The organism is Metabacillus rhizosphaerae (assembly GCF_037201795.1).
Taxonomy (GTDB): domain Bacteria; phylum Bacillota; class Bacilli; order Bacillales; family Bacillaceae; genus Metabacillus; species Metabacillus rhizosphaerae.
Window position 1 is genome coordinate 4,263,171 of record NZ_CP147403.1, and the last position, 25,012, is coordinate 4,288,182.

Consider the following 25,012-nt stretch of genomic DNA (forward strand, 5'->3'; position numbering starts at 1 on the left):
ACATTGGACCAGAGTAATAAACAACCTACATTATTGAATTTTATCCCGTTTAGTTTCCCTACAGTTGCAGTTTTATTGTTAATAAGTGGTGGGCTTGGTCCATATACAATTCCAGTTTTTATAGGTATTCTTTTGCTTGGGTTTACCTATTCATTTATCGTTATGTTTTCAAAGAAAGGAATAATCGGAGCCATCATCAATATTTATGTGATTGGTATCTTGATGTTTGGAAGCGGTGTGATGTATTTGATGTCTATAGCATCAGGTGTATAGTGTGACATTAAATTTTGGATTACATAGGTAAGCATACAAGAATCTAAACTTGTGTGAGATTCTTGTATGCCATTTGTTTATTATAAAAATGTATGTACTTCAAGCAAATATAACAATACATTACAAAAAAGAATTTTCAGTCTCGAAATGCTCGGTCTGCTAAAATTTTCAACGTAATATCATCTGAAGGTGGGTTGTGTAGTCCAGCGCGCACATCACGATAATGTCTTTGAAGTGCATTTGACCTAAATAGACTTTGTCCTCCAACAATTCTCATTGCAAGATCAACTACTTCTACAGCTGTATTGGTCACAATTGACTTCGCTACCGCTAAATCATAAGCTAACTGTGCTCGTTCATCTGGTGCTATATCCCACTTTTCAGCAACTGAATACATAAACGTTCTTGCTGTTGTAAGCTTTAGATCTATTTCAGCAACCTTTCTACGGACCTCAGGTACATCCTTTATTGGATGAGGCAGACTTGTCGGTTGATAAGTTTTAGCGAACTCTACAGCCTCATTTCTAGCGGAAATCGCAATACCGATATAACAGGCCGGAATATGAAGAAGCCATCCTTGTGCAGCAGGTCTTACCTTTTTCTGCTTTCTTTCTACTAATGCCTCAAGTGGTACTTCAACATTGTGCAATATCAAATCATCGCTTCTTGTACCACGCATTCCTAAAGTATCCCATGTTTCCTCAATTGATAAACCTATCTGTGATCGCGGAATAAGAAAATCACCGATTTCTCCTGTTTCTTCAATTGTTGCCGGTACGATGAAATAATCAAGTGCAGGTGCTAAAGAAGTAAATATCTTTTTCCCGTTTATCAACCATTTATTCTCATTTTTTTTTGCTATTGTTTCTGGCTTCCCACCTCTTGCTGGACTCCCAGAATTTGGTTCTGTTGCAGCACTATTGATTAACTTTTGATCAGTAATAATTTCCTTACAAATTTTTTCAAATGTTTTGGTATCCCAGGTTTGAGTTTCATTTAATTGCATAATTATACTTAGATGCCATCCTAGTGACAAAGCTGTAGCTGCATCACCTTGAGCGATTTTTTCTTGTACTAGTAAAAATTCATATAATGATGCACCGTCTCCCCCATATTGTTTCGGAATCGTTAACTTTAAATAACCCTCTTTCTTTAATCGATCAAAGTGTTTAAATGGAAAAGCACCTTCTTGATCATATTGTTCAGCCGTTAACGAAAATTCTTTTGCTAGCACTTCTGTTTTTACTAGCAATTCCTTTTGAGTTGTTGTTTTAATAAATTGTTCGTCTAAATAATTCACGTGATCACCCCATTACTCTCTATTGTAATTATTTTCTAGCAACACATAAAGTTATTTGGCTTATGAAAAGGCTTTATCTTTTCTTTCTCTAGATTGTTTTGATAAAATAATAATATAAAACTACCCTTAATTGGGGGGTTTATTCTATACATATAAGGAGGTTAAAGTTGTGTCAAATTTTCAACTAAACTTAGAGAAATATGCAGAACTAGCTGTTCGCGTCGGTGTTAATATTCAACAAAATCAAAATTTAGTTATAAACGCTTCTACTGAGGTAGCAGAATTTGTTCGTCTTGTTGTCAAAAAAGCATATGAGGCTGGAGCAAGAAATGTGTATGTAGAATGGCATGATGATATGATTACAAGAACACGCTTTGAGCTTGCATCAGAGGACGCGTTAAGTGATTACCCTGAATGGAAAGCACAAGGATTAGAAACACTAGCGGAAAATGACGGTGCTTTTATGTCAATCATTTCATCTGACCCTGACCTATTAAGTGGGATTGATCCAAAACGAATTGCAGCATCAACAAAAGCTGCTGGAATTGCTTTAACAAAATATCGAAATTATTTACAAGCTGATAAAGCAAGCTGGACAGTCATTGCAGCTGCTTCAAAGGAATGGGCAGCAAAGGTTTTTTCCAATGAAAGTGAAGATAAACAGGTTGAAAAGCTTTGGGAAGCAATCTTTAGAACAACTCGAGTGGATCAAAAAGACCCAGTAATAGCCTGGGAAGAGCATAACAACAATCTACATAAAAGAGTTTATCACTTAAATAATAAAAAATATAAAAAACTTCATTACAAGGCAACTGGGACAGATCTAACGATTGAGCTACATGATACACATACATGGGTTGGTGCTGGTAGCGAAAATGAGCAAGGAAACTTCTTTATGGCAAATATGCCGACAGAAGAGGTATTCACTGTTCCATCTCGTAACGGTGTAAATGGTGTTGTCCAAAGTACAAAACCTCTTAGCTATAGTGGGAATTTGATAGACGATTTTACACTTACATTTGAAAATGGACGAATTGTAGATGTAAAAGCTAAAAAAGGTGAAGAAGTATTAAAACAATTGGTTGAAACTGACGAAGGATCCCATTATTTAGGAGAGATTGCATTAGTTGCACATGATTCACCAATTTCGCAATCTGGCATCCTTTTTTACAACACATTATTTGATGAAAATGCTTCAAACCATTTAGCAATCGGAAACGGCTATGCTTTCTGTGTAGAAGGTGGGAAAAAAATGTCACGTGAGGAACTGGAGAAGGTTGGCGTAAACTCTAGTATTACTCATGTTGACTTTATGATTGGTTCAGCTGATATGGATATTGATGGCGTATTAGAAGATGGAACAACAGAAGCGATATTTAGAAAAGGAACATGGGCATTTTAAGTAAAAATCTGTTAGCTCAAATCGTATAACCTGATGGGGTCAGACAATTTCTATTTAAGTCAGACCCCTTTTTATTGAATAGAAATGAGGGAATTTAAATGAAGCCTGTAGAGCTTTATATTTTATCTGGCTTTCTTGGAGCCGGCAAAACTACATTACTCCAAAACATTCTTTCTCAAGAAAAGATACTGAAACGAAAAATCGCAGTCATTATGAATGAACTTGGCGAAATATCAATTGATTCGAACGCCGTACCACAAGAAACACCATTAAAGGAGCTATTAAATGGATGTGTATGCTGTACGATCCAAGGACAGCTTGAAGTGCAGTTAGATAACATGCTAAAGGAATATGAGCTTGATGCGATTTATATTGAAACAACAGGAGTCGCACATCCAATTGAGGTTCTTGATGCCTGTATGTCTCCGCTTTTTGCTGAAAAACTTTCTGTACAAGCAATTGTTACGTTAATTGATGCAAATAGATGGCAAGACCGCTCAAGTTTAAGCATCCAATTACGAAAGCTCTTATTAGAGCAGGTTCAGCATGCTGATATTCTTTTATTAAATAAAGTTGACAGACTTTCAGAAGCTGAAAAGGCAACCCTTGTTTCAGAGATTCAGGCATTGAACAAAAATGGAAAGCTTTTAATGACTGAATTTGCAAATATTCCTTTATCACAGTTGCAGATTAACAATAGAATAGCAAAAAAACAACATGAGCAAGCACATGTTCATGATACATTACATATGCGTACAATTGTCCATACATTTTCAAAACGTATCGATATAGAAAGATTTGAACAATTTTTAAAGGACATGCCTGATACGATCTATCGGATAAAAGGCTATATCTCCTTTACCCATTCACAGGACAATTTTCTTTTTCAATATTCCTATGGTATGCCGTTATATTTGAAGGAACAAATGAAGATGAAAAACACACTCGTATTTATTGGGGAAAATTTAGATCATCAAAAGTTAAAAGCAGAACTTGAGTCATTAGAAGAGCAAACAACAAATTAAATAAAAGAGACAGGCATTATGGGGTATAGTTCATTATGTTCTGTCTCCATCCTTCTTCCATTAATATAACAATTTTTCCACTCTTTAGTCCTATATGTATTACCTTATGCTAAAATATGATCAAATACGTACAGGGAGAAAACATTTATGTTTGTTTTGTTGCTTACAATGCTTGAACGCCTCGGAATTATTGTGACAGTCGCTTTTCTCATGACAAGGTTACCTTTTTTCAGGCATATGATTGATCGAAATGAAATAAGTCGCAAACAACAATATTATGCGATTATCTTTTTTGGCGTGTTTGGTATTATTGGCACGTATTCTGGTATCACATTTGATACAAGTTCTTTGCAGTTTGATCGTTGGGCATATGCACTTAATTCTGAAGAAGCACTTGCCAATTCGCGTGTGATAGGCATAATCATTGCAGGACTTCTTGGCGGTTATAAAGTAGGTGTTGGTGCAGGGCTTATAGCAGGTATCCACCGCTTTTCACTCGGAGGTTTTACAGGATTGTCTTGTGGTTTATCCGCTATTTTGGCGGGAATTCTATCTGGCTTCTTTTATCGAAAAGAAAAACGTCTTAATCTTTCTACAGCCTTAGTTGTAGGAGCTTTAGCAGAAGCAATGCAAATGCTTGTTATTTTAATTGTTTCTAAGCCCTTTGATCAAGCACTTAGACTAGTAGAAGCAATCGGAGTTCCAATGATTGTTGCAAATGGTGTTGGATCTGTTATCTTTTTGCTCATCATAAGAAGTGTAATATCTGAAGAAACAAAAGTTGGTGCCCTGCAAGCCCAAAAAGCTCTAAGACTTGCTGAACAAACATTAACCTATTTAAGAAATGGACTTACGACCAAAACCGCAGAAATCGTTTGTAAGATTATTTATAACGAAGTAGATGCTTCAGCTATCTCTATAACAAATCAAGAAAAAATTCTTATACATATTGGGTTGGGTAATGATCATCATAAATCAAATCATGTTATCCAAACAGCGGTTACAAAAGACGTCCTTCATAAGGGGCACCTTATAATTGCGAAGCATCAGGATATTCACTGTAAACATCCTAACTGCCCTTTAGGTGCTGCAGTTATTGCTCCATTAAAAATTAGAGATGAAACGATAGGCACATTAAAATTTTATTTCCAATCTGAAAAGGATATCACTAATCTTGTAATTGAACTTATTCGCGGTCTTAGTTCTTTATTAAGTAATCAGCTGGAGATTTCAGAAGCAGAACAGTCAAAGCAGCTAGCAAAGGAAGCAGAAATTAAAGCCCTACAAGCCCAAATAAGCCCACACTTCCTTTTTAATACATTAAATATTATCGTATCATTAATACGAACAAATCCTGACTTAGCAAGAAAACTACTTCTATCTTTATCACAATTTTTCCGTAAAAACCTGACAGGTACAACGAAAAAATGGACAACGCTTAAAGAAGAGATTGAACATGTAAAAGCCTATTTAGCCATTGAGGAGGCACGTTTTGTTGATAAACTTACGATTGAATATGATATTGATGAATCTGCTTTAGATCGAATGGTTCCAACGTTAACATTACACCCAATTGTTGAAAACGCTATCAAGCATGGGATAAAAGATAAGGAAGCAAACTGTCTAATCAAACTCTCAATTAAACATGTACCAAATGCTATTGAGGTTAAGGTAGAGGATAATGGGAAAGGAATTGAGCAAGTTCGCCTAAAGTATATTTTAAATACGATAGTCGATTCAAAAAGTGGTACAGGCTTTGGGATGTATAATGTGAATCGTCGTTTACTCTTAATGCTCGGAGATGAAAGTACATTACACATTAACTCTATCCTACATAAGGGTACATCCGTTTCCTTCAGGTTAAAAATGGGGAGAGATTAAATGAAAAAGATATCAGTATTACTTGTCGATGATGAAAGATATAGTCGAGAAGAATTAAAGCATTTATTAATGCTGCATGAGATAATTGAGATTGTTGGTGAGGCTGAATCAGGTGAAACAGCACTAATCAAAACATTACAGCTGAAGCCAGATGTTGTGTTTCTGGACATTGAAATGCCAAAAATGAATGGGATGGAGACAGCGATCGCACTTAAGGAGTTAAAACACGCTCCTCTTATTGTTTTTGCAACTGCATTTCCAAACTTTGCTGTAGATGCGTTTCGTTATGATGCGATCGATTATATCCTTAAGCCATTTGAGGAAGATCGCTTAAAAGAAACGATTACTAGATTAGAAGAAAGATTGATCAGTACAACATCACAAGTGGAGTTTACACCACCATCAAAGCTAGCTGTTGAAAGCGATGAAGGCATTATTTATATTGACCCTAATGACATTCTATACTTATATCGAGATGATCGAGTGACTAAAATAGTTGGAAAAACTGCAGAATTTGAAACGAAAACACCATTAAAAGATTTTGAGGTTCGATTAAAGGATCATCGTTTTTTCAGAATTCATAAAAGCTATATTGTAAACCTGCAGGATGTGTCTAGATTAATACCATGGTTTAATGGTGCTTATCAATTAGAACTTAAAGGACATAAAGAATTCCTATCAGTAAGCAGAAATTATGTAAAAGCACTACGTTCAAGATTGGAAATCTAGAAAGAGGATGGCACCTCTTTCTAAGGTTGAATGACGAAGTCAATACGACGATTAAGTTGATGATTTTCAGCATTTCCATCATTGGGAACAATCGGCAATTCTTCACCAACTCCTAAGGCTGTAATAGTAAGATGGGATAGAGTCTCTACATCTGCAAATCGTTTTAATAAGCGGTTTGCGCGATCCTTTGTAAGCTGATGATTGAATTGGTCATTTGCTTTGTCATCTGTATGAGCCTCGATAATCACTTTACTATTTCCAGGTAACGTAGCAAACACATTCTCAAGCTCTACTAAAATATCTTCTGCTTTTTCATAGTATTCAGCTTTATCATAATTAAATATGATATCATCCCTTAATCGAACAATGATGGCATTTTCGGCTTTAATCACCTTTGCCCAATCTGGTAAATCAATGTTCAGGTTAGGCATGTTGGTTGACTGTACCTTAGAATTTGGTTCCACTACTTGCCCCTTCATTACAGGTTCACCTTGCTCTAGTTTTTTCAATGTTTGATTGCCAGGTTCTAAAGCAGTTATTGTTGCTTCCTTATTTCCACAGCCTGAAAGTATTATCACAGTTGCAATAATACCGATTGAGTACCTTTTCACCTAATTCAACTCCTATGTAATTCCTTTTACCTTTAAGATTTAACCTTAAGAAAGTTTTACTTTATTTTAATTAGGCATATTGTCTATTTTATCATCATAATGGAATAAATTGTCCGTTTTTCCAATTTTCTTGAAATTAAAAAGAGATAGCCAATGACAAATGTCATCAATGCTATCTCTTTGTTTAATTTAGTCCATGGTAATGATGCGATTACGCATATAATTCCTTTATTTGCTTCTGAACATTGGCATCTTCTAAAAACTCATCATATGTCATTTGTTTATCTACGATCCCGCTAGGTGTTACTTCGATAATTCGATTTGCGATCGTTTGAACAAATTGATGGTCATGAGATGAAAAAATCATTGCGCCTTTGTAAGTAGTTAAGCCATTATTTAAAGCTGTGATGGATTCAAGATCTAAATGGTTTGTCGGTTCTTCTAGTAAAAGAACGTTTGAACCACTAAGCATCATTTTTGAAAGCATACAACGTACTTTCTCGCCCCCGGATAAAACACTTGGCTTCTTTAATACCTCTTCACCAGAGAAAAGCATACGACCTAAGAACCCACGTAAAAAGCTCTCACTTTGATCATTTGGTGAATATTGACGTAACCAATCTACTAGCGTTGGCTCAGACCCCTTAAAATATTCACTGTTATCTTTTGGAAAGTAGGCTTGAGTTGTTGTTACTCCCCATTTGTATGAACCACTATCCGGTTCCATTTCGCCTGCTAAAATTTTAAACAGTGTTGTGATCGCAATTTCATCACGTCCTACTAATGCGATTTTATCTTCTTTGTTTAAAATAAAATGAACATTATCTAAAACTTTTACACCATCTATTGTTTTTGAAATTCCTTCAACACGTAAGACATCATTTCCTATTTCTCGATCTGGAGTGAAGTTTACATATGGATAGCGACGTGAAGATGGTTGTATGTCATCTAACGTAATTTTATCTAGTAGTTTTTTTCGTGAAGTTGCCTGCTTAGATTTAGAGGCATTTGCACTAAATCTAGCGATGAAATTTTGTAGCTCTTTTATCTTCTCTTCTTTTTTCTTATTCGCTTCTGAACCTAATTTAAGTGCTAATTGACTTGATTCATACCAGAAATCATAGTTACCAACATAAACTTTAATTTTAGAAAAGTCTAAATCCGCAATATGTGTACATACTTTATTTAAGAAGTGACGGTCATGGGATACAACAATAACAGTATTTTCAAAGTTAATTAAAAACTCTTCAAGCCAGCCGATTGCATGAATGTCCAGATGGTTTGTAGGCTCGTCTAATAGAAGGACATCAGGCTCACCAAATAAAGCTTGTGCTAAAAGAACCTTTACCTTTTCTCCACCAGTTAATTCAGCCATTTTCTTCGTATGAAGGTCTTCTGATATGCCAAGACCTTTTAATAAAATAGCTGCTTCACTTTCAGCTTCCCAACCATTTAACTCTGCGAATTCTCCCTCTAATTCAGCTGCTTTCATTCCATCTTCATCAGTAAAATCAGCCTTCATATAAATCGCATCTTTTTCTTGCATCACCTCATAAAGACGTTTATGTCCCATGATAACTGTTTTAAGAACTTCATGCTCTTCATATTCAAAGTGATTTTGCTTTAAGACTGCTAAACGCTCACCAGGTGCCATGCTTACATCACCTGATTGTGCCTCAATTTCGCCTGATAATATTTTTAGAAACGTGGATTTCCCCGCACCATTTGCACCAATTAATCCGTAACAATTCCCCGGAGTAAATTTAATATTAACATCTTCAAAAAGCTTTCGATCACCAAATCGTAAGCTAATATTCGTAACTTGAATCATGAAACATCCTCCAATACTTTAAACATCTAAACAATTATACCACTTTAAGACGGTTTTTTATACGTTATGTGAGAACATCTTTACATACATTTAAAGATTCCGTTAAGTTCAATCAGATCTAAAATATGAAAAATCTACGTATAATTCAACCCTTTATTGTAAAGTCTTTTATGGATTGGAGGTTATTCATTGTTTACGTCCCGCGGTGATGCGCATAAATTATATTTAAAATTAAAAGATACCTATGAGCGTAATCAGTCTTTAGATGAGTTGAGAGAATTAACAGAAATTGAAGAGATCCAATCGTTTTATAATAGCCTAAGAAGCTCTACACTGGAAAAAATCTATTATCGTGTGTTGAAAGAGAAAAATGGGATGGGCATCATTCCTGTTTTTGTTTCTGCTGGCCCTTGGCTTCTGTTTCTTTTTTCTAAGAAGCTTCAAGAGTTCTTATTTGCAAATGGAAGCGTACTTTTCTTCGTATTTATAACGATATATTTACTCATTCTCACAATAAGCGTAATCCTCCATTTTCGTGAGAAAGCTTGGGCTGAAGTTCATGCTAAAATTATCAAAGATATCTTGACTTATCGACCATCAAAAAGCAACCCATCTTCATAAACATTGGGTTGCATTGATTTTTCTATTATTTCTCTTTCCTATACTTTCTCATGACAATAAATAAAAAGATTATTCCTGTTGTAACAGTAGTAATCGCTGAGAGCATTGCATTTACATTTGTGATAACAAATAATGATGGAATATCACCAACTACTGTATCTTCCATCGTAAGAAAAATACATAAAAACATATTATTTGCTGCATGTGCACCGATAGAGTATTCTGAACTATTCGTTTTTATTGAAATATATGTCCAAATAAATCCCATTGCTAAATAATCAATCGCCACCCAAAATGCTCCATGTTCCATTTCAGGGTTGCCAAAGTGCAACCCCCCAAAGATGCCTCCAATAATAAGCATTAAGATAATTGGATTTTTTGTTATTTTACCAGCCCATTGTAATAAAAACCCTCTAAAGAACAATTCTTCTGAGGTCGTTTGAATAGGAACTAATAATATTGATGCGACAACTAGCCAAGCAAAACGAGTTCCATTAAAATCATTTAAGACATAGTCATTCGGAAAAATAATATAATCTAACAATGCAAAAAGTGCAAATAAGAAAAGAGCAATGAAAAAACCATAAAAAATTTTCGACCAGTTTATCCTTTCATTTGGTGTAATAAAGGAAATTAGCTTTCTTTTAAGGATCGTTCTTGCTGCAATCCACATACCTATAACAGTCAGGATGTTAACTATATGATATAAATAAAAATCAACGAGTGGATCAGATATCATCATCTCTTCAAAATCAACAATATCTGGTTCAATAAGTGCGGTTGATAGCACTGCTATCAAATACGCAATTGTACCCACCACAAACATAAACGCTAAAATAACCAATAGTGACCAAAAAATATCGCCAATGCGTGTTTTTCCCTTTAGCAATTGAAATAAAATTAGGATTCATAAAAACACTCCTCTAACAGTTTAGAAAAATTAATGAACAAATAGATTGATATCCCCAAAATAATAAAGGATAAAATTTTATTAATCTTATTTACTATGCTACCACCACGGTAATAAACCTTTCTGTTATTCTTACATACTCCCTACCTAGTAATTTTTAACAGATTTTAACATTATAATCAATAAGAATACACCAATTTTCACAAGAAAGTAAGAATAACTTCTGATCACCCCATGATAGATTTAGAATTCAACAAGATCTTTGTATCTTGAAAGTGATTTTCTGCATCTTACTATCCATTTTCAACATGTTACACAAAAAAAGCCCCCTAGCTTATCGTTTCTTGTTAAGATTAATGTAAGCGTATTCAAAATCCTAAGGAGGTTACTTCGTGTATACATTTATTGGTGGAATATTACTTCTTATTGTAGGTTATTTTATTTATGGCCGTTTCGTTGAGAAGGTTTTCGGAGTAAAGGAAGCTAGACAAACTCCAGCTTTTTCTAAACGAGATAATGTTGATTATTTACCTATGGGTAAAAAGCGAAACTCATTAATTCAGTTATTAAATATTGCTGGTGTTGGGCCAATTTTCGGACCAATTATGGGGGCATTGTATGGACCTGCAGCATTTATTTGGATTGTAATTGGTTGTATATTTGCTGGAGCAGTTCATGATTACTTAACAGGCATGATTTCCATTCGTAACCGCGGTGCCCATTTACCAGAGCTTGCTGGTAAATTTTTAGGGAAAACTATGAAGCACGTAGTGAATGCTTTCGCCATTTTATTATTACTTTTAGTAGGTACAGTTTTCGTAACTGCACCTGCCGATCTTTTGGCTGGTATTACTCCAGACTGGGTATCATTTGGTGTTATTATTGCAGCAATATTTATCTATTATATTTTGGCTACACTATTGCCAATCGACCAAATCATTGGCCGATTATACCCAATCTTTGGTGCATTACTATTAATCAGTGCAATTGGAGTTGGCGCATCATTAGTTATAACAGGTGCACCAATTCCTGAATTAACTTTACAAAATATGCATCCTGACAAAGCGCCAATCTTCCCGCTATTATTTTTAACGATTTCTTGTGGTGCTTTATCTGGTTTCCATGCAACACAAACACCAATTATTTCTCGTACAACACAAAATGAGTCACAAGGGCGTTTTATTTTCTACGGAATGATGATTGCAGAAGGGATTATTGCGATGATCTGGGCTGCAGCAGCAATGAGCTTATTTGATGGTTATAATGGCTTAGCAGATATTTTAGCAAATGGTGGCCCTGCAGCAATCGTAAGTGAAGCATCTACTGCTATGCTAGGGGCAATCGGTGGTACACTCGCAGTACTTGGAGTGATCGTATTACCAATTACATCTGGTGACACCGCATTTAGAAGTGCACGGATGATTATTGCTGATTATTTAAACATCTCACAGACAAAACTAATGAGCCGATTATGGATTGCAGTACCATTGTTCATTATTTCATATGGATTAACTAATATTGACTTTACACTTTTATGGCGATATTTCTCTTGGGCAAACCAATCAACAGCAGTTATTGCATTATGGGTTGGGGCGATGTATTTATTTATCGCAAAGAAAAATTACTGGATAGCCATGATTCCTGGAATCTTTATGACAATGGCAACAACGACATATATTTTAAATGCAGCAATTGGATTTGGCTTACCAATGAACATCTCTTACATTGGCGCTAGTATTGCCACAGCATTAATTATTGCACTGTTCTACAAGGCTGCAATTAAAGCAAGAGCAAACAAATTACAGCTTGATGATGATGCGAATATTGCCGCTTAAAATTTTAAGCGACGATAAGCAAAAAAGACGAGGTTGTGTATTTGTTGAAAACTCATTTTTAAAACTCATAAATAAAAACAAGTAAAAGAGCATGGATATCCCTGTTCTTTACTTGTTTCAATTATATTTCATAACATCTCTAAATAAGTTTTGTCTAAAATTCCAACGTTTTCACAGACAATTCATTATGTAATTTCTTAAATGATGTTATCACTTTTAATGTCGTTTCATCAGGTACACCAAAGTCTTCAATATGCCAAAATAAACTTAAAATGGAATGACAATAACCCCACAGTAAAACTCTTTCTTTATTCAAATCTAATTGATCTACTAATATATCAATCCGTCTTTCTATTACATCGGCGATTTTATCAACAGGTAATTTATTCAGGAGGAATTGAATGACATCATATTCGCGCTCACCAATTAAGCCCTTTGGATCAATTGCTACCCAAGTATTACTTTTAGCAGATAAAACATTGTAATGATGAAAATCTCCATGAAGAAGATATAGGTCTTTAATTGTACTTGTTAACCTAGAAAATATTTCTTCCGCTTCTATAAGCATCTCTTTTGATAGAGGACCTATTCCGTTTTTATGCTCTTTGCGTATTTGTTTAAAGGCCTCTTCCCTTTGAAAAATCGTTGGGATACATGAATTTACTGGAGCAATTGTCCATAAGTTTTTCATAACTTGTGACATAATAATCGTTGATTCATCGTCATTGGATAGCAAGGATAACTTTTCTCCTGGTAATACCTTTTCCAAAATCATAATCCCTTTTTCTGTTTCATAGTCAAGTAGTCGTGCTATGCCATTACCATTAAACTGTTTAAGCGCTTCAATTTCTTTTTGAAACCCTCCATCACCTAGTACCACTAGTTTAATAACAACTTGGCTTCCATCCAGTGTGATTGCTGGAGCCACAAAGTTATATGATAACTCATAGGGTGCCTGAATTTGAATACTCCATCTTTCTTCACAATACTTGACTAAATCATTAAAGTTATCCAACCACTTCTGTCCGTGTTCTCTATGAACAGATTTTATGGTTTGTACAAACTTCTCTGGCAAATATATCACTAGTGTCACCCTTACTTAAATTAGTTGGCAATGCTTTTACATGGAGTTAATACAAATCAAACATATTAATATCATGATCTAACTGCTTCAAATAGTTAAATAGCTGTGCTCGATGATGATACGTGTGGGTCACAATTTCCATTAACCATTTTATTTGTGTATGACCACCTTGTTCAAAATAAAATGGTTTTGTTATTTTATTCATTAAATCTTCATCACTCAAAGCGTGTATATAATCCTTCAACTTTTCAAAATTATGCTGCATTTGAGTTCCTAATTTCTCTTGGTCTTTTATTTCTTCTATGTTCAATTCTATTTTTCTGTATTCGTTCTCACTTTTTTCTTCCATTAAACATGTTAAATCTGAAAGTGGTATCGATACTAAGTGATGGACCAACTCTACTAAAGATCTCATATTTTCCTTCGGTCGATAATTCCATTGGCTATTTTCAATCTTTAGTATTAGATTAATCGATGTTTTAACAGCAAGTTCTAGTTCTTCAAATAATAAATCTGTCATTTTATTAATAGCATTCATCAAGGTTTACTTCCTTTCTAACTTTTTTAAAGGTTCATACGTACCTATTTCGATATTAATGATAATTATCCTTTATACAACATTAACATTTCCTTACAATTATATTCGGACATATTGTTCTTGAATATTTACTTCCTAAAAAGAAACATATTTAAACCAATTGCTATTTTTGTGATAAAATGAGCTAACATGTACTAAAGCCCAAGCGTCCGCTTATCCATATTACAAAAAATTATTATAATTTCCTAACTACTAGAAAAGGAGCATACAACATGAAGTTACATACTCTAATCGAATATTGTTTATTAATTTTCTGTTCTGGAGCCTATTTTGCCTTTCTGGGCTTCCGTTCAAATGGTCTTACTTTTATTATTGGGGTCATTATTCTTTACATTATCATCAATTTTTCTACTAAAAAAATCCTTCCACGCTATCATCTTGATAATAAAAAAATGTCTGTTTTAATAAGTGTCCTCTCCATAATTGGAACAGTATTTATTACAATGCTTATTTTAACGATACTTGTGACATAAAATGCCGTTTACTCTTCTGGCTTTGTAGGTGGTTTTCCTTGATTGTGTTTTCGTCTTTTTCTTATAATCAGTATCATGATGAAAAGAAGGCCACCTAAAACTAGTAATACCGGTAGACTACCTATGATAAATATGATGACTGCTGAGCATGTTTTTAAGACAAAATTTACACTGTTCATAAATTGTTCCTTTGTTTTCTCCCACGTGTTTAAGTCATCATTGCCTAGTGCTGGAATATTCACTTTATCTTCTACCACATGAATCGTTACAGTAGCTAAGTCAACCTTATTGTTCAAGTAATTCATTCTACCTTTAATTTGTTCAATCTCCTCTTGAACAACGGCCAAATCTGCTGAAATTTTTAATAAATCCTCGGTTTTTTCCGCCTTTTCCATAAAATCCAATAATCGCTTCTCAACGACTTTTTTTGATGTGATCCGCGATTCCAAATCTACATATTCCTCCGTTACATCTTGACCAGAAATCGAACGATCGACTACTTTTGTACTTTCATTTTCTACAGATTTTAAAAATGAATCAAATTTATCTTGAGGAACTCGGACTGTAATTGTTCCTTCAAGGGAATCCGCCTCACCTACTGAATATGAACTTGATTCAACGATATATCCATTTGAGGATGCAAGCTGCTGTTGAACAAGGTTAAGTGTCTCCTGATAGCTTTTTACTCGAATTGAAAGATTAGCCGTATAAATAACCATGCGATCATCTGAATTACTCGAATCCTGATTCGAAGGTTTATTTGCATCTTCTTCAGACTTCTCAGTGACTTCTTCATTAGCTAATTCTGTAGTTTGCTCTCCTCCTTCAGCTATGCTACTTTTATTCTCAATTTCGTCTACTGCTTTGTCTGCTTGTCTAGATTCTTCACCAGAACTACTACACCCACTAATAATCCCTGCAATTAAAAGTGCTATACCGATCAAAAGCAACTTTTTCATCTCGACACACCCTTTACGTTTTTTTACTATTAGGAAAGCTTTGGCTCTTTTATCTTCATGAGAGTAGTCGTTTTACAAAATAAAATGTTACATAAATATGTAAAATAGGAAAACAAATACACGCCAATTTCAATAACAAATATCATCTTTTTGCCCCATACATATAGTACCTGCTTTTTACTACATAATAAAAAGCCGACCTATTTTAGATCGACTTTTTGATGGTTATTCTATTTTACTTAAATGACTAAAAGGGAAAAAAATAAATTCCGATTTCCCCAAAATTCGATCTGACTCAATCAAACCAAGACCATTGCGGCTATCCATGCTATTAAGGCGATTATCACCCATGACAAAATAACTTCCTTCTGGGACTACTATCTCCTCAAAATCATTTGTTAGAAGCATTCCCATTTGTTCTGCATCCTCTTCGTTACTCTCTAAATAAGGCTCTTCAATCTTTTTTCCATTAACATATACACTACCATTCTCTGCACTAACTTTATCTCCAGGTAATCCGATAATTCTTTTAACATAACGAATGTTTTCTTCTTTCCCATCAATAATAACAATATCCCCTTTTTCAATTTCTCCGATAAATTGTAGGGTCTTATTTACAAAAAGACGATCTCCATCCTTTAATGTTGGATCCATTGAAGATCCTTCTACGAGATATGGTTCAAATAAAAAGAAACGAATAATCATTGCAAGGCCTACTGCAAGAATGATTGCTTTTGTCCATTCCCAGATCTTTGATTTTGACGTTTCTGTTTCAGTTTGCGACATGATGTGGCCTCCTATTTTATTGCTCTTTTTCCATTATACCTATTAATACTAATTATTTGCTAAAAAATAAAAAAATCCTTTATCTTTTTGCAATTAACCTTCAAAAGGGTAATGAATAGTAGGAAATATAACTTATGAAAGCAGGAATAAAAATAATGGAGTATATTTTCAACGGACTGAGAGGTCTACATATTATCGGGGATTGTCGCTCTTTTCGTATTTTTTAGTTCCTAGATTATTGGTTTTTACTAACGATTTTCCTAACACCATAGATTATTAGTCTCAGCATTTATTATGGTAGAAAATTAAATAAACCTAAAACTCAAAGTTTGTATAATATAATGAGAAATAATCTCTCTAAGGTCTCACTTCATAAAAATAAGGATAACTCAAAATTGCCAGAACCAATGAAATATAAAATTGTATATAGTATCTTTATTTTTCACTAGAGACTATAAAATGGTTTTGGAAGGGTCTGGTTTTTGAGTTATCCTTTCTTCTTATTCTATTATTTCAAGTGTAACATCTATATTTCCTCTTGTTGCTTTTGAATAAGGACAGAAATCGTGTGCCTTATGGACTAGCTCTTCCAACTTTTCCTTTTCAATACCTGTCCCTTTCACTTGCAAAGAAACAGCCAATTTATACCCTTGATCTCCTTCATCTTTCAACAAACTAACATTAGCAGTAACTTCTGATTCAAATTGTACTTTGGCTTTTTTCGCCATAAGTTGTAATGCCCCATCAAAACATGCAGAATAGCCAGCTGCAAAAAGTTGTTCAGGATTAGTTGCTTCTGGTAATTCCTTTGCTCTAGGAGTTCCAGGCATTGCTATATCTAAATTAATGTTCCCATCAGAAGACTTTACACTTCCTTCTCTACCTCCAACTGCTGATACTGTTGCTGTAAATAGTGGTTTTGTCATGATATCAACCCTTTCTTCATATTTTGCTTTCATTCAATTTAGGTACACACGTCAATAAGATTTAATTCTTCATTCTATTAAACTTTACCCTTATCCACAGTTTCTAATCCATTAAATATTATCACATAAAAAAAGCTGACTATAACGAAGCGTTATGCTTTGTCATTAGTCAACTTTGAATAGTTACGATTCAGTTATTCACTAACAGGTTTTTTTAGTAATCCTAGCATGATTGCAGTGATTACAGCACCAATTACAATTGCTAATAAGTAAAGAAGTGGATTTCCTTCTACTAATGGAATTACGAATGCCCCACCGTGTGGTGCACGTAAACCATTTCCAAAGAACATTGCTAATGCACCAGCAACAGCTGAGCCTGTCACAACTGAAGGAATAACACGAGCTGGATCACTTGCTGCAAATGGAATTGCACCTTCTGTGATAAATGATGCCCCCATAATGTAGCATGTAATACCTGCTTCACGCTCACGTTTTGTAAATTTACTACGGAATAATGTTGTTGCAAGAGCAATTCCTAATGGAGGTACCATTCCCCCTGCCATAACAGCAGCGTGTGGTGCAAAATTCCCCGAATCAATCATCGCAATACCAAATGTAAAGGCAGCTTTGTTAATAGGACCGCCCATATCAATTGCCATCATACCACCAAGTAACAAACCAAGAAGAACTAAATTACCTGTACCTAAACCACCTAAAAATTCACTAATTAGTCCGTTTAATGCACTTACAGGTTTATTTACAACAAAGAACATAATCATTCCAACACTAAAAATACTTAATACTGGATATAAAAGGACTGGCTTTATACCTTCCAATGATGCTGGCATACCAGATAATAGTTTCTTTAGAAGAACTACAATATAACCTGCTAAAAATCCTGCAATCAAACCACCTAAGAACCCTGCTCCACCTTGCGCTGCCATAAACCCACCGACCATACCTGGCGCTAGACCTGGGCGATCAGCAATACTTAAAGCAATAAAACCCGCTAATACTGGAATCATAAGTCCAAAAGCATTACCACCACCAATTGTGCTTAAAGCCTCAGCAAATGCATTATATGTTTCGTGATTTGGATCTGATGCATGTATACCAAACATAAATGAGATCGCAATTAGTATCCCACCACCTACAACAAAGGGTAGCATATTTGAAACACCATTCATTAAATGTTTATAAAACCCTGTTCTTCCTCCATTTTGATCTTCTTTTCTTCCCTCACCACTACCTTGATAAATAGTGGCATCTTGTTTTAGCGCACGTTCTATTAATTCTTTCGGTTTTCTAATTCCCTCTGCAACTGGAACAATAATGACATGTTTGCCTTTAAAACGTTCCATTTCTACTTGCTTGTCCGCTGCAACAATGATCGCTGTGGCTTCTTCAATTTCAGCAGCAGTTAAGACATTTTTCGCCCCGCCTGAACCATTAGTTTCAACCTTAATAGAAACATTCATTTCTTTTGCTTTTTCTTTTAACGAATCTGCTGCCATATAGGTATGAGCAATTCCTGTTGGACATGCAGTTACCGCTAAGATATTGCCCGCTATTGAGCCTTTTACTTCTTCGGCTTCATCCTGTACATCATATTGATCTATAACTGCTAAAACTTCATCTGCCGAATTTGCAGTTAATAGTTTTTCTCTTACTTCCTGTTTCATCAAAATAGATGAAAGTTTAGATAAAGCTTCCAAATGTGTATTATTAGCACCTTCTGATGCTGCTATCATAAAAAACAAATAACTTGGTTGACCATCAAGTGCTTCATAATCAACACCTGCTTTTGATCGTCCGAAGACAATTGCTGGATGCTTTACTGCATTCGTCTTGGCATGTGGAATTGCAATTCCATCACCAATCCCAGTGGTACTTTGCTGTTCACGATCTAAGACTGCACGCTCGTAAGCTGCTTTGTCTGAAAGCTTACCAGCTCTATCTAATACATCAACTAACTCTGAAACAGCATTCCCCTTTGATGTTGCCAGAAGTTCTAGCTTAATGGTTTCTTTTGTTAATAGCTCTGTAATCCTCATCTTTCTTCCCCCTTTACCTCATTAACTTCAATATAAGGTAATAACTCTTCTATCTTTTGTTTTGTACAAAGCTCCATTGAAAATGCAGTTGCACTTCCCGCTGCTACTCCAATTTTGAACGCTTCTTCTATAGAATAATCTTTTGAAATAGCACTAATGAATCCGCCAACAACCGAATCTCCTGCGCCAACTGAATTTAATACCTTACCTTTAGGTACATTTGCTACATAGCTATTATTTTCTGTGATAAGCAATGCACCCTTTTCAGCAAGCGAAACAATCACATGCTTTACACCTTGTTTTACTAGTTTCTTTCCATAAACAAGAGCTTCTTCTACAGATTGAATTTCTGTATTGAACAGTTCTCCAAGCTCATGGTGATTAGGTTTAATAAGATACGGCTTTTCAGAAATAACCTCTTTAAGAGCATCACCGGAAACATCAGCCACAACTTTAATCTCTTTTTCTTTGCAGACTGCAATTATCTCTTTATAAATGGATGAAGGTAATGTTCCAGGAATACTTCCAGCCAACACGACAATGTCTTCCCTCGTCATCTTTTGAAAAATTTCAAAGAATTCAGTTAGTTGGTCCTCAGAAATATTCGGACCTATACCATTGATCTCACTTTCCACTTCAGTCTTTAATTTAATATTAATTCGTGTATCACCAGAAACCTTTACGAAATTGCTGGGAATTTTTTCAAGATTTAAAAAATCCTCAACAAACTTACCTGTAAAGCCTCCGATAAAACCTAATGCGTTTGACTCGACTGCTAATCGTTTCATTACGCGTGATACATTAATCCCTTTCCCACCAGGAAACTTTGTATCTGCAACTGTTCGGTTCAAAGAACCTAGTTCGAATTGTTCAACTTCTACGATGTAATCAACTGATGGGTTTAATGTCACGGTATAAATCATTCTTTCACGACCTTTATTGCTGTATTTTTTCCATATTGATGTAGTACGTCTTCATCCACATAACCTGTTATAATTTTTGCTTCAGATAGATGTGCAATTTTTGAAAAAGCAATCTCTCCAAATTTTGTATGATCAGCTAATACATATTTTTCACGTGATAAGCGAAGAGCTGTCAATTTCAATGCTGCTTCCTCTGGATCTGGGGTTGTATAACCTAATTCATGATGAATTCCATTTACACCCAAAAAACATTTATCAAAGCGGTATTGTTCTAATGATGTTAATGCACCACGACCAATCATGGCACCTGTTATTGGTTTTAAGAAACCGCCAATTAAGTAGGTTTTTAATCCTTTTTTCATAAGTGGTTCAATAATTGTAAGCCCATTTGTTACAACGACAAGTTCCTTTTCAGTTGGAAGATATTCAACCATTTGTAAAGTAGTTGTCCCTGCATCCAAGAAAATGCAATCACCTTCTTCAATGGATGAAGCGGCTTCTTTTGCAATTAATTTCTTTTGATGAAGGTTTTTGGCTGATTTCTCAATAATATTTGGTTCACTAAGCTTACCTTGCAGCAGTGCTGCTCCACCATGAATTCTTTTTAAATATTTTTCTTCCTCTAATTGAGTTAAATCACGTCTAATCGTTGATTCAGAAGAGTTTGTCAGATCGACAAGTTCCTGAATTTTCACTGATTGTTTATCTTTTAATACATCCAAAATAATTCGATGACGTTCAGGAGTTAACAATACTTATCACCTCCTACCGATTGTAAGCGAATACAAGTTGCCTTACACACTTATTATACTGTCGATTTTAGTCAAAATCAATCACAAAATTTCAAAATCTATCAAAATCCAGTCATATATAACTATTTTTCTTTTAATTCCTACTTTTTAGCTTGTTAATAACTTCTATTTTTTATAGAAGCAAAAATATTGTTCAATTTTCCTTATCAAAAATATCCTGTATATAAAAAATCTCCTCTCAGATTCAACTACTAAAAAATTAGTTGATCCAAAAGGAGATTTCCTTTCCATCTTTATTCATATCTTAAGGATTCAATCGGACTCAAGCGAGCAGCTTTATTTGCAGGAAGCAAGCCAAACACAACACCGATTAGCATGGAGAATAATAATCCCCCAACAACAACTTGCCATGAAATAAGCGGTGGCCAACCTGCAAATATTGAAACGATATTTGCAGCAACAGCACCAAGAATAATACCAAATACTCCACCTATTAATGTTAAAGTAACGGATTCAATGAGAAATTGAGTTAAAATTTGTCTCTTTGTTGCCCCTAATGCTTTTCTTATGCCAATCTCCCTTGTTCGTTCTGTAACAGATACAAGCATGATGTTCATGACACCAATACCTCCAACAACCAGGGAAATTCCAGCTATTGAACCGATAATTAATGTCATAATCGTTGTAATTTGGCTAATTCCTGCTGCCATTTCTTCCATATTAAATACCTTATAGGACTCATCAGTATTATGTGAGGCATTTAAAAGTTGAGTTGCTTTTTCTCCGGCTTCCTTCATAACATCTGCATTAATTGCTTGAAGAGTGATTTGATTATAATCATTTTTACCGAAGGATGCACGAAACGTATTCCAAGGTATATATACTTCCATTGCTCCAAAGGCGAATAAACCTGTTGGCTTATCTAACACGCCAACTATTTCAATTGGCTGGCCTTTGATCCAAATAACTTCTCCTACTGGATTTTTTTCGGCAAACATTTCTTTCTTCAATTCATCACTAATAACCCCTACACGTGTACCACCTATAAAATCAGCTTCCATAAGATTTCTACCTGACTTTATCCTTAATTCATTCACTTCTATATAAGCTTGGTTAACACCATACAAACTTGTTTCTAATGTTTCCTCACGGTAACGTGTAGGGAAAAATTCAGTTGATGAAGCCACAACTTTTTTCACTTCAGGTATACTGCTTAATGAATTGACATCCTCCTGAGTAAAAGCAGCGTTCATATAAGCATTTGGGTTTGACATTATTTCCTCTTCACTAGGTTCATAGTAAACCTCAATTGTGTTGCCAGGCCCTGTAATCGATGTTTTTAATAATTGCTCTCCACCCTGACCAATGGCTACAACCAATATGACTGATGCCACTCCAATAATAATCCCTAACATCGTCAGGATCGATCTCAATTTATGAGCTAACACAGAGCTAAGGGCCATCTTCATATTTTCTAGTAAACTCATATCTTATCTCCCCCGCTCTTCATCGGAGAGAATGCTTCCATCCCTAACCGTTATAATTCGCTTGGCATAATCAGCTACCTCTTGCTCATGTGTAACAAGAATAACTGTTGTGCCTTCCTTATTTAACTCTGTAAATTGCTCCATAATGGAAATACTTGTTTTACTATCTAGTGCACCTGTTGGCTCGTCAGCTAAAATAATTTTGGGTTCATTTACGATTGATCTTGCTATGGCAACACGTTGTTTTTGTCCTCCTGATAGCTCATTAGGTAAATGATTTACTCTATCAGATAAACCAACCTTATCAAGTGCATGTTTTGCTCTTTCTTCACGTTCCTTCCTTCCTAAGCCTGCATAGATCATTGGAAGCTCCACATTTTTCAATGCTGTTAAACGAGGTAATAACTGAAATTGCTGAAAGACAAACCCAATTGATAGATTTCGAACTTTTGCTAATTCCTCATCCTTGTAGGTAGAAATGTCTTCGTTACTAAGTAAATATGTACCGGATGTAGGATTATCTAGACAACCAATCACGTTCATTAAGGTTGATTTCCCCGATCCTGAAGGCCCCATTATTGCCACAAACTCTCCATTATGGATTGTTAGGTTTATATCTTTTAATACAACTAATGTTTCAACACCAACTTTGTAGCTTTTCGTGATAGTAGTAAGCTCGATCATTTTACACTCACTTCCATATCATTTTGAAGCTGATCCGGAGGATTGATAATAACCTCTTCTCCTTTTTCTAGACCTGATTTTAGCTCCATAAATTCTTCACTTGTCACTCCCATTTTCACTTCTTTACGGATAGCTTTTCCATCTTTGAAAACAAACACATAATACTCTTCACCATCCTGCTTCACAGCTTCTAAAGGAATTGCTTGTACATGACGTTTTTCTGTTTCAATTTCCATAATCAGCTTAAATCCAGGCTTTGCTTCAATATCCTTAGCTACAATAGATACTTCTATTGGATATTGGACAGCTGCATCCTCAGTCCCCATTCCATTTTCAGTCTGTTCAGGCAATAGACTTACTTTTGTAACTGTACCCTTCCATTCTTTATCAGGAATAACGTCAGATCTGAGTATAACTGGTTGTTTTGCGTCAATTTTTAATGAATCGTATTCTGAAATAAACCCTTTTACAACATATTCATCTGTTTTTCCAATGTGTAAAATTGGCGTTTGTGTTATACCCTTAACAGCATTCTCATCTATCGATAGCACAATTCCAGCCATTTCACTTTTTACCTCTAACAGGTTTAACTTCTTTTCAAGCGTTTCTTTTTGAAGAAGAACCTGCCTTGCTTCAATATCAGCAACTTTTATATCAATTTCTAATTGATCTCGTTCAGCATCAATCTGTTTTTTTGCTTCTTTCTTGCCGACCTGTTTTTCCAAGTCGTCCTCTTTATCATCTAAGTCATCAATTTGTTCTTTTATTTGATTTATTCGTAAATATGATGATTCAATTGAAAGCGCATTTTGCTCTTTTTCTAATTGCAGTTGCTCATTTTCATATCGTAACAGAGGGGTTCCTTCTTCTACCTTATCCCCTGCTTTTACAAGAATCTCTGACACTTCACCATTTTCAGGATCTAAGTATACAAAGTCTTCCTGACTTAAAGAAAGAGTTCCGGGAACCATAACATTCCCGGTTATTTCACGTTCCTCAACACTCACTGTTTCAACTGCGAGATTTTCTTTATTCAAGGCTTTAATAACATTTACTCCAACTAATACAAGAATTAATAGAATGACACCTATTGAGATCCAGACTTTTTTCTTCATTATAATTGTGTCATTCCTTCAAATGCTCCACCTACTGCAGCAAAGATGAGCCCTAAAATAAAGAAGACAATTGTAATGATCGTTGCAGCTGGTTTAGATAGCTTTCCTACTATAACAAGACCCATTGTTAAAAGAATATAATACCAAATTGTAAAAACTTCAATTGTACTAAGAACTGCACCTAAGATTCCATCTGCTCCTACAAAGCTGTTTACACTTGTCAGCATAATTGTTGGATCGCCATCAATTACCAAGATAATCAGTTGATTAAGTATCTGACCAATTATCGAAATAAACCCAATGAAAATTGAGAAAGAGAGCATTTGCTTAAATGTAGCATCCGACTTTGCGATCTTAGCAATCGCCCAAAAAATTAAAGCAAAAAACAGATAAGTTATAGGTGTAACGAAAAATCCAACTACTGCTGCCCCAGCAATTCCAAAGATTTTAGCCATTTCCAGTTCTTCTGGGGACATCTCCATTCCAGGTACTGCTGTATAATCAACATTTAATGCAGTGATTGCTGTTACAATTGTCATTAGTACTGTAAAAAGAATTAAAGGAACCCAAATAACCGGCTTCTCTCTTATTCTCTCAAATTGTACACCTGGACTAAAAATCATACCGAATATTGACGGCTTTTTCTTTTGAATAGTTTCTTGTTCCATAGTAATCAACCTCCATATTATGTATTCATTTACTTATACGTAAAAGAATGGAAATAGTTTCGTAAATTATTATTTTTAAATAAAA

The 25,012-nt window shown here is 34.9% G+C and carries 24 protein-coding genes; 8 read left to right on the forward strand and 16 right to left on the reverse strand.

The annotated features are described in order from the left end of the window. Positions 1-3 precede the first annotated feature (3 nt). Positions 4-273 (forward strand): hypothetical protein, encoded by a 270-nt coding sequence (locus tag WCV66_RS20725; protein WP_066330610.1) that lies wholly within the window; start codon positions 4-6, stop codon positions 271-273. Positions 274-409: 136 nt separating this feature from the next. On the opposite strand, the gene WCV66_RS20730 is transcribed toward WCV66_RS20725, so the two are convergent. Further along, the gene (locus tag WCV66_RS20730) at positions 410-1,573 is read right to left on the reverse strand and encodes an acyl-CoA dehydrogenase family protein (RefSeq protein WP_338786700.1); all 1,164 of its coding nucleotides are present in this window, start codon (positions 1,571-1,573) and stop codon (positions 410-412) included. A 169-nt stretch (positions 1,574-1,742) separates the two neighbouring features. On the opposite strand from WCV66_RS20730, the gene WCV66_RS20735 reads away from it, so the two are divergent. From WCV66_RS20735 to WCV66_RS20750, 4 genes are all read left to right on the forward strand, one after another. Further along, complete coding sequence (locus WCV66_RS20735) at positions 1,743-2,975, forward strand: aminopeptidase (RefSeq protein WP_338786701.1); 1,233 nt, start codon at positions 1,743-1,745, stop codon at positions 2,973-2,975. A gap of 98 nt (positions 2,976-3,073) precedes the next feature. Further along, on the forward strand, positions 3,074-4,000 hold the full coding sequence (locus WCV66_RS20740; protein WP_338786702.1) for a GTP-binding protein: 927 nt from the start codon (positions 3,074-3,076) through the stop codon (positions 3,998-4,000). 147 nt (positions 4,001-4,147) lie between these two features. After that, positions 4,148-5,881: a sensor histidine kinase gene (locus WCV66_RS20745; protein ID WP_338786703.1), complete on the forward strand. Its 1,734-nt coding sequence runs from the start codon at positions 4,148-4,150 to the stop codon at positions 5,879-5,881. Then, the gene (locus WCV66_RS20750; RefSeq protein ID WP_066330620.1) at positions 5,882-6,610 is read left to right on the forward strand and encodes a LytR/AlgR family response regulator transcription factor; all 729 of its coding nucleotides are present in this window, start codon (positions 5,882-5,884) and stop codon (positions 6,608-6,610) included. Positions 6,611-6,630: 20 nt separating this feature from the next. Here WCV66_RS20750 and WCV66_RS20755 read toward each other — a convergent pair whose 3' ends face one another. Both WCV66_RS20755 and WCV66_RS20760 read right to left on the reverse strand, forming a co-directional pair. Further along, positions 6,631-7,221: an OmpA family protein gene (locus WCV66_RS20755; RefSeq protein ID WP_066330621.1), complete on the reverse strand. Its 591-nt coding sequence runs from the start codon at positions 7,219-7,221 to the stop codon at positions 6,631-6,633. Positions 7,222-7,432: 211 nt separating this feature from the next. After that, on the reverse strand, positions 7,433-9,052 hold the full coding sequence (locus WCV66_RS20760; protein ID WP_066330622.1) for an ABC-F family ATP-binding cassette domain-containing protein: 1,620 nt from the start codon (positions 9,050-9,052) through the stop codon (positions 7,433-7,435). Between the two features lie 189 nt (positions 9,053-9,241). Here WCV66_RS20760 and WCV66_RS20765 point away from each other — a divergent pair, with 189 nt between their 5' ends. Next, complete coding sequence (locus WCV66_RS20765; protein WP_338786704.1) at positions 9,242-9,673, forward strand: hypothetical protein; 432 nt, start codon at positions 9,242-9,244, stop codon at positions 9,671-9,673. A 25-nt stretch (positions 9,674-9,698) separates the two neighbouring features. Here the strand turns inward: WCV66_RS20765 and WCV66_RS20770 are convergent, their stop codons facing one another. Continuing rightward, positions 9,699-10,463 (reverse strand): CPBP family intramembrane glutamic endopeptidase, encoded by a 765-nt coding sequence (locus tag WCV66_RS20770; RefSeq protein WP_338789509.1) that lies wholly within the window; start codon positions 10,461-10,463, stop codon positions 9,699-9,701. A 512-nt stretch (positions 10,464-10,975) separates the two neighbouring features. Between WCV66_RS20770 and WCV66_RS20775 the strand changes: the two genes are divergently transcribed. After that, complete coding sequence (locus WCV66_RS20775) at positions 10,976-12,418, forward strand: carbon starvation protein A (RefSeq protein ID WP_338786705.1); 1,443 nt, start codon at positions 10,976-10,978, stop codon at positions 12,416-12,418. A gap of 154 nt (positions 12,419-12,572) precedes the next feature. Here WCV66_RS20775 and WCV66_RS20780 read toward each other — a convergent pair whose 3' ends face one another. Next, positions 12,573-13,502: an aminoglycoside phosphotransferase family protein gene (locus tag WCV66_RS20780; protein ID WP_338786706.1), complete on the reverse strand. Its 930-nt coding sequence runs from the start codon at positions 13,500-13,502 to the stop codon at positions 12,573-12,575. 46 nt (positions 13,503-13,548) lie between these two features. Further along, complete coding sequence (locus WCV66_RS20785; RefSeq protein WP_066330635.1) at positions 13,549-14,040, reverse strand: DinB family protein; 492 nt, start codon at positions 14,038-14,040, stop codon at positions 13,549-13,551. Positions 14,041-14,312: 272 nt separating this feature from the next. Between WCV66_RS20785 and WCV66_RS20790 the strand changes: the two genes are divergently transcribed. Continuing rightward, positions 14,313-14,573, forward strand: coding sequence for a hypothetical protein (locus WCV66_RS20790; protein WP_338786708.1), 261 nt, complete (start codon positions 14,313-14,315; stop codon positions 14,571-14,573). Between the two features lie 8 nt (positions 14,574-14,581). Here the strand turns inward: WCV66_RS20790 and WCV66_RS20795 are convergent, their stop codons facing one another. The 10 genes from WCV66_RS20795 to WCV66_RS20840 all read right to left on the reverse strand — a co-directional run bounded on the left by WCV66_RS20795 (position 14,582) and on the right by WCV66_RS20840 (position 24,927). Beyond that, positions 14,582-15,532, reverse strand: coding sequence for a DUF4349 domain-containing protein (locus WCV66_RS20795; RefSeq protein WP_338786709.1), 951 nt, complete (start codon positions 15,530-15,532; stop codon positions 14,582-14,584). A gap of 225 nt (positions 15,533-15,757) precedes the next feature. Continuing rightward, positions 15,758-16,318, reverse strand: a complete 561-nt coding sequence (lepB, locus tag WCV66_RS20800) for a signal peptidase I (RefSeq protein WP_066330643.1) — start codon at positions 16,316-16,318, stop codon at positions 15,758-15,760. 500 nt (positions 16,319-16,818) lie between these two features. Continuing rightward, positions 16,819-17,244, reverse strand: coding sequence for an organic hydroperoxide resistance protein (locus WCV66_RS20805; protein ID WP_066330648.1), 426 nt, complete (start codon positions 17,242-17,244; stop codon positions 16,819-16,821). Between the two features lie 194 nt (positions 17,245-17,438). Beyond that, positions 17,439-19,298 (reverse strand): PTS fructose transporter subunit IIABC, encoded by a 1,860-nt coding sequence (locus tag WCV66_RS20810; protein ID WP_066330651.1) that lies wholly within the window; start codon positions 19,296-19,298, stop codon positions 17,439-17,441. Then, positions 19,295-20,221: a 1-phosphofructokinase gene (gene pfkB / locus WCV66_RS20815; protein WP_338786711.1), complete on the reverse strand. Its 927-nt coding sequence runs from the start codon at positions 20,219-20,221 to the stop codon at positions 19,295-19,297. Before pfkB ends, WCV66_RS20810 begins: the two co-directional genes overlap by 4 nt. Beyond that, positions 20,218-20,973, reverse strand: coding sequence for a DeoR/GlpR family DNA-binding transcription regulator (locus WCV66_RS20820; RefSeq protein WP_066330658.1), 756 nt, complete (start codon positions 20,971-20,973; stop codon positions 20,218-20,220). The genes pfkB and WCV66_RS20820 overlap by 4 nt, the downstream gene beginning before the upstream one ends. Positions 20,974-21,266: 293 nt before the next feature. Beyond that, on the reverse strand, positions 21,267-22,460 hold the full coding sequence (locus WCV66_RS20825) for an ABC transporter permease (protein ID WP_338786712.1): 1,194 nt from the start codon (positions 22,458-22,460) through the stop codon (positions 21,267-21,269). Positions 22,461-22,463: 3 nt separating this feature from the next. Next, entirely contained in the window at positions 22,464-23,144 is a 681-nt protein-coding gene (locus WCV66_RS20830) for an ABC transporter ATP-binding protein (protein WP_338786713.1), read from the reverse strand. Further along, entirely contained in the window at positions 23,141-24,259 is a 1,119-nt protein-coding gene (locus tag WCV66_RS20835; protein WP_338786714.1) for an efflux RND transporter periplasmic adaptor subunit, read from the reverse strand. Before WCV66_RS20835 ends, WCV66_RS20830 begins: the two co-directional genes overlap by 4 nt. Continuing rightward, positions 24,259-24,927 (reverse strand): Yip1 family protein, encoded by a 669-nt coding sequence (locus WCV66_RS20840; protein WP_066330662.1) that lies wholly within the window; start codon positions 24,925-24,927, stop codon positions 24,259-24,261. Before WCV66_RS20840 ends, WCV66_RS20835 begins: the two co-directional genes overlap by 1 nt. Positions 24,928-25,012: the final 85 nt, after the last annotated feature.